The sequence below is a fragment of the Algoriphagus aquaeductus genome (genome assembly GCF_003253485.1).
Classification (GTDB): domain Bacteria; phylum Bacteroidota; class Bacteroidia; order Cytophagales; family Cyclobacteriaceae; genus Algoriphagus; species Algoriphagus aquaeductus.
In genome coordinates this window covers 412,501-418,705 of sequence record NZ_QKTX01000003.1, presented here as the reverse complement: position 1 = coordinate 418,705, position 6,205 = coordinate 412,501, and the positions used below count along the sequence as shown (strand labels likewise).

Here is a 6,205-nt window from a genome sequence, read left to right as displayed (position 1 = left end):
CTTATCGATCAAAGAAAGAAGTTGAGAAAAAATCGGCTGTCCGAAGAAATGTGTATTTTTCATCCGCTGTAATTTGAAGTTGTGGTAAACCTAAAATACAGCAAAAAGGGTAGGCTTCTGCTCAGAAGCTTACCCTAAATTTTAAAACCGTTTCTCGGACAGTAGTGAAAAAAAATTCAAACTGTCTTCAAAGATAAATTAGATCGTTTTTGCCCTTCAATGATAAAAGTCACACGGGGTTCTGAATAAGATTTTGAAATACAATCATTTTACCTAATACCTGAATGAAGGAAGCGGAGCATAATACCTCTTTGCTGGATTTTTATTCGAAAAAACATAACGAAGTGAAATTTCATGTGCTCCTCCGGTAGCATTCAATCCAAATTTGGATATAGGGAAATCAAAACTATATCCCACATCCAATCCAGATTCCAAACTAACCCCCAGCAACGCAACCAACGACTCATTATTTGGCAATTCATACTTAGTAGGCAGACCTCTATACCAAATCCCTAAAACGAGAGGTTCAAAGAAAAACTCAGCCCCTAGGTCTAATTGGGAAAATTGACCCTGCTTTTTATAGTTAAACCCCAAAGTTAAGGACCTTTCCTGATCGGTATTGTTGAAAAAATCATTGATATCTCCTACAGGTAGATCAAACTTATATCCTCCATGCAGCCCGGTTTTCATCGACAACTGATTGGTACCTTCTTTCAGAAAGCTGATCTCCGGCTTTAACAGATGAGCGACAGAGGCACCGAACCAAATTCTTTTCCCATAATAAATTAATCCAACATTGGCGTCAGCCGCCCGAATTTGACTATCACCTTCAAAACCATCTCCGGGCTGCCCAACTATTACCCCCCTATCGATATCCAGTTGACTACCCAAAATCACTTGATCAAACAATGCATCTCTTGACACAAAACACCCTTGTACTCCTGCTTGGATAAAGTCCGATTCAGAAATTTTCAACCGATAACTATACACTATCCCGATTTCCTTGGTACTGGTCTGTGTAAACGATTCGTTGGCTCCTTGAAGTATAAGCCCAAAGCCAGAATTTATTCGCTCTTCGTAGTGATCGAAATACGCAGAATAAGCTATAAATGTCTGATCCAAGATGGGCCACTGATTTCTAAAACTGATTCCGACTCTACTCTTGTCCGTATTTCCGACTGTTGCAGGATTCAAATAAATTGGATTTGCATAGTATTGACTGTATTGAATATCCTGCGAAAACCCAACACCCACCATCCAAAAAGTCACCAAAACAATCAATACCAGTCTTTTCATCGGATCAATCTGAATTTACCACTCTCGCGAACCTCATCTCCGTCAATGGAAATTGCATTGAATCTGAAAAAATAAACTCCAGCATCCAGTAGCTTTCCTTCCAGAGTCCCATCCCAACCCTTAGTTTCCAATTCATCAGTTTGGAAAATAAGCTCCCCCCAATTATTAAATATCAATAGCTCGATGGTTGCCAATCCTTTCCATTTGGGCAAAAACGCATCATTTTGGACAGCTAAAGGAGTAAATCCCGAAGGAAACATCACTCTGTAGCTACGGGAAATCGTAACCGTCTTTTGAACCGATGAAATACAACCCAAAGTATCCGTAACGGTTAAGGTGACCTGAAACACTCCTTTCTTACCAAAAATGTGAATAGGCATTGGTTCCGTCGATGTCTTTCCATCTCCGAATTGCCAATCCCACTTAACAATTTCTGAATTTGACAGCCCTGAAAATTCTATCGGATCGTCCGGAAAAATCCCGCCACTTGAATCATCTTTGATTGTTGTCCCCACTACATTAAAATCAAAATCACCAATCAATTCTTCCTCTCTGAGGACCACCGTCAATGGGACAGGTTCAGAATAGCAATCCAGGCTTTTCAACTTTACCTGTAATTGATAATTGCCGGATCTATTTACCTTCTTCAATTCCAAGTTGAAATAACGAACCCCTTGCCCTACTAATAAATAGTCATATTTCTCAGGATCAAACTCTGGAATCACCCCTGTGACATCCAGTTCGGAATCCGGCAAGCAACCAACCAATGGTTCGGAAAAAGTAAGCTCAGGAGTAATCGGATACTCCACCACTACCTTATTGGAAACTACCGGGCATCCTTTTGAATTGAAGGCTCGGATCTCGTAGCTTCCACTTTTATCTATCAGTAAAGAAGGGGAATTTTGGCCCGATACTATTTCTCCATCTTTCAACCACTCGTACCTCTCATACTCCTCTTCTCCGCTCCCTTTAAGTTGAATACTTTCACCTGGACACAAGTCGATTTTTTCTTTTATCAGATTCTCTCCATCTATAACCAAATTGATGGGCTTAGGTGAAGCATTGATATCCAAGGTGATCGAGTTCCCGGTAGAAGTCTTCCCATAATTATCGGTAACCGTATAAAAAACTGTCACTTGCTTTCCGATATATTCTTCATTTGGGGTAAAAGTAAATCCACCTGCATTATCGTTTGCCCGAAAAATCCCCTCCGGAAGAACCAAAAACCGATTTTGCTCCAAACACCTCGCCTGGGTGCATGCGTCTCCTTCATTGGTTTGAATTTGATCTTTGGAACTAAAAAACTGCAGACATCTGATGGTACTGTTTTCATTGGGCAATTCGACATCTTCATCTTGAATGGAAAACAGATTTTCCTGACCGGCACATGAAGTAAAATCCTTCAAATCAAACCCCGACGGTCTTTTGAGCTGATCATCCGCAGATACTTCTACTTTAAGATTGCGGATTTCGTGGTAGTTATTAAATCCGCCTGTAGATGCGGCAAAACCTATTTTAAGATTTTTGGGAGCTGGAAAATTATATGGGCGATCGAAAATGGTCACCTGTCTTGGGAGATTTTCCTGTGTCGTCACCAGCATAGTCAATGTCAGAAAGAACCCATTGCCATCAGGATCAGGCTGGAGCTCTAAATTCACACGACGATATCCGGCTTTCAAGGGGTCTGTCACTCTAGCTGTGCCTGACCCTCCTGAATTGATGGGGAATTGTCCTCCAGGATTTAATCCATCTTTGTCGGTTCCAACCTCCATCGTTTTTCGGCCTACTACAAATGGATATCCACTTAGTCCCGTACCCGGACCACGCAGAACAATGGAATTGGGTGATCGTCCATTTTGATCCAATGCTGAAAACCCTCCATTTTTTCCTTGAGTAGTATTTCCAAAATTTCCAAAAACATCAAACCCAATACCCAAATAACCGCTGGACAATCCTGGCTCAGCATCCCGTTGGGCATAACCCAAAGACCCTCCAAATCCCCCCGGAGAAAAATTTGGAGAATCCCCATCAAACAAATACATGGAAAGACCATCTGCCTGAAATTGCCCTGTCCCTCCGTAAATAAAGAATTCAAATTCTACTTTCAGCCCATAAGTGGAAGGAAATGGTACATCAACGTAAATATATCCCCTCTGATCATTTTGATTTTCGGTGAGTCTCAATACGCCATTAAGTAATCGCGCATTCCCACCAAATATAGTTTTAGCCTGAGTATTAGGTGTTTGAAAACTTTCGCAATAGGGAAAACCTGTTTGACCAAAGGAGGAAAAACATCTAGTTACAAAAAACCCTAAAAAAAATATTGCCCTAAATCCCTTCACTTCCGAATACATTATCCTATAAATAAAATCAGAAGCACCCTAAAAACAAAAAAGCTCTTCGTCTTTCAGACCAAGAGCTTTTAGAATTAGAAAATAGAAATCATCTCATAATTGTTTGGACCCGATCGGGACCAACTGAAACTAATTTAATTGGAACCATCAATTCGCTTTCCAGAAACGACACATAGTCCCTCAGTTCTGAAGGAAACTCATCATATGACCTAACATCTGCAAGGGAAGTAAACCAACCCTTCATGGTTTTATAAACCGGCTTCACCTCCATATCAGTGATCTCAAAACTCAATCTGTCAATCACTTCTCCGGTAGGCAGCTCATAATGGGTACAAATCTTGATTTCCTCGAAAATATTAAGTACATCTGCTTTCATCATAAAAAGCTGGGTAACCCCATTGATCATGATCGAATACTTGAGCGATGGTAGGTCCAGCCAGCCACACCTTCTTGGCCTTCCGGTTGTACTTCCAAACTCATTCCCTTCCTTACGCATGGCCTCTCCTGTTTCATCAAATAATTCTGTTGGAAAAGGACCACTCCCAACCCGCGTACAATAGGCCTTAAAAATTCCAAACACCTCCCCAATCCGAGATGGAGCAACCCCCAGTCCTGTACAGGCTCCGGCAGTCATGGTATTGGAACTGGTCACAAAAGGATAACTTCCAAAATCCACATCCAACAAAGACCCCTGAGCACCTTCAGCGAGGATTCTTTTTTCAGCTTTCAGGGCATCATTGACCACATATTCGCTATCGATCAAATTGAGCGTTTTCACAAACTCAATCGCTTCAAAAAACTGACTTTCCATCTCCTCCAGTTTATCCAACGGATGATTGTAGAATGAAAGTGTGGTCTTATGCTTATCCAGGAGGGTATGATATTTTTCATTAAAATCTGGACTTAAAATATCCCCAATCCTCAAAGCTGAACGTCCGATTTTATCTTGATAGGTCGGCCCAATTCCTTTGAGAGTAGAACCGATTTTTTTATCTCCTTTGGCTTGTTCGTATGCAGCATCCAATAATTTATGGGTTGGAATGATGATGGTGGCTTTTTTGGAAATAACCAGGTTCTTCCGGTAATCGATGGAAAATTTACCCAAACCCTCAATTTCTTTTTTGAGAATAATCGGGTCCAAAACCACCCCATTACCAATAATATTCAGGATTTGGGAGCGGAAAATCCCTGAAGGAATCTGATGCAGCACGTGCTTGATCCCGTCAAATTCAAGCGTGTGTCCAGCATTAGGACCACCCTGAAAGCGGGCAACCACCTCATATTGAGGAGCCAACACGTCTACAATTTTACCTTTTCCTTCATCTCCCCACTGGAGACCCAGCAATACATCCATCTTCATTTGATGCGAATTCTAAGCTTTATAAGAGTTTTTAAAGGCCGAAATTTGCGATTAGGGCAAAGAAAACCAAGGGAAAAAAACTATTTATTCTCCAGCACAAATTCAACTGATTAAAAAAGCCCCTCTCGGGGCTCAGGATTAGTTTTTATTTCTGAAATCTTCGATCGAATCAAACACAGAAAAAATATTATTGAGTTTGGTGATGATCAAAAGTTTTTTGACATGGTCCGATGGCGCCGTCAAAAAAACCTCACCACCTACATTCCTCATTTTTGTCAGCATGGTAATAAGAAGACCAATTCCGCTTGAACTTATGTACCTGACCTTGCTCAAATCTATCACGAAGGTTCTTCCTCCCGCCTGAATCACATCAGATACTATCTCAACCAGCTTTGGGCCTACCTCATCGCCAATCAAATCTCCTTCAATTAACAAGTAGTGGGCCTTATCGTCCCGATCTTGGGAATAATTCAATTTCATCTGTTTATAATTTGATTTTTAATGGCCAGATAGCCTGTCCCGATCTTTCATCGGGAGAATGCCCCGGATAATCATTCCCCTGTGTGAGAAGCATTTTCTCATGGGCATTTCATCTTTATATTTTTTATTTTAAACTATCTGATTAAGAATAGTCAAAACTCTTTTTACTTTTTACTCCTCTTGAGGGTTAATTCTTCAAACTCGAGTAGCCCCTTCTATTTCATCCATTTTCAATTTTGTTTGCACAGTCCGGTTTTTGACAGTTTCCATACAAAATAAGAGAATGGTGTAGCACACTAAAGTTTAGAATTTCCCCAACGGTGTTCTGAATATTTTGGATTCGAGGATCACAAAACTCCAAGACCTTATTGCAATCGACACAGATGAGGTGATCATGCTGTTTGTATCCGTATGATTTTTCAAATTGAGCGAGGTTCTTTCCAAATTGGTGTTTGGTCACCAAATCACATTCTACTAAAAGATCGAGGGTGTTGTATACAGTTGCCCTACTTACCCGGTAGTTTTTATTTTTCATACTGATGTAAAGGCCCTCTACATCAAAATGTCCTGTCCGAGTGTAAATTTCTTCCAAAATCGCATAGCGCTCAGGTGTTTTCCTGAGCTTTTGGGTCTCGAGATAAGCAGTGAATATTTTCTTTACTTCTTCGAAATGGGAGGTATTCAAAGACATCTTCCTGTTTTTTTCCAAATATAA

The 6,205-nt window shown here is 40.6% G+C and carries 5 protein-coding genes; all 5 read right to left on the bottom strand.

What is annotated here, in order from left to right:
- Positions 1 to 273: 273 nt before the first annotated feature.
- Positions 274 to 1,296 (bottom strand): PorP/SprF family type IX secretion system membrane protein, encoded by a 1,023-nt coding sequence (locus CLV31_RS06285; protein WP_111392019.1) that lies wholly within the window; start codon positions 1,294 to 1,296, stop codon positions 274 to 276.
- Positions 1,293 to 3,479, bottom strand: a complete 2,187-nt coding sequence (locus CLV31_RS06280; protein WP_245943333.1) for a PKD domain-containing protein — start codon at positions 3,477 to 3,479, stop codon at positions 1,293 to 1,295. Before CLV31_RS06280 ends, CLV31_RS06285 begins: the two co-directional genes overlap by 4 nt.
- Before the next feature lie 259 nt (positions 3,480 to 3,738).
- A complete protein-coding gene (locus tag CLV31_RS06275; RefSeq protein WP_111392017.1) occupies positions 3,739 to 5,010 on the bottom strand; it encodes an adenylosuccinate synthase in 1,272 nt (423 codons plus the stop codon).
- 138 nt (positions 5,011 to 5,148) lie between these two features.
- The gene (locus CLV31_RS06270) at positions 5,149 to 5,490 is read right to left on the bottom strand and encodes an STAS domain-containing protein (RefSeq protein WP_111392016.1); all 342 of its coding nucleotides are present in this window, start codon (positions 5,488 to 5,490) and stop codon (positions 5,149 to 5,151) included.
- A gap of 220 nt (positions 5,491 to 5,710) precedes the next feature.
- Positions 5,711 to 6,181: a Fur family transcriptional regulator gene (locus CLV31_RS06265; protein ID WP_111392015.1), complete on the bottom strand. Its 471-nt coding sequence runs from the start codon at positions 6,179 to 6,181 to the stop codon at positions 5,711 to 5,713.
- Between the last annotated feature and the right edge of the window lie 24 nt (positions 6,182 to 6,205).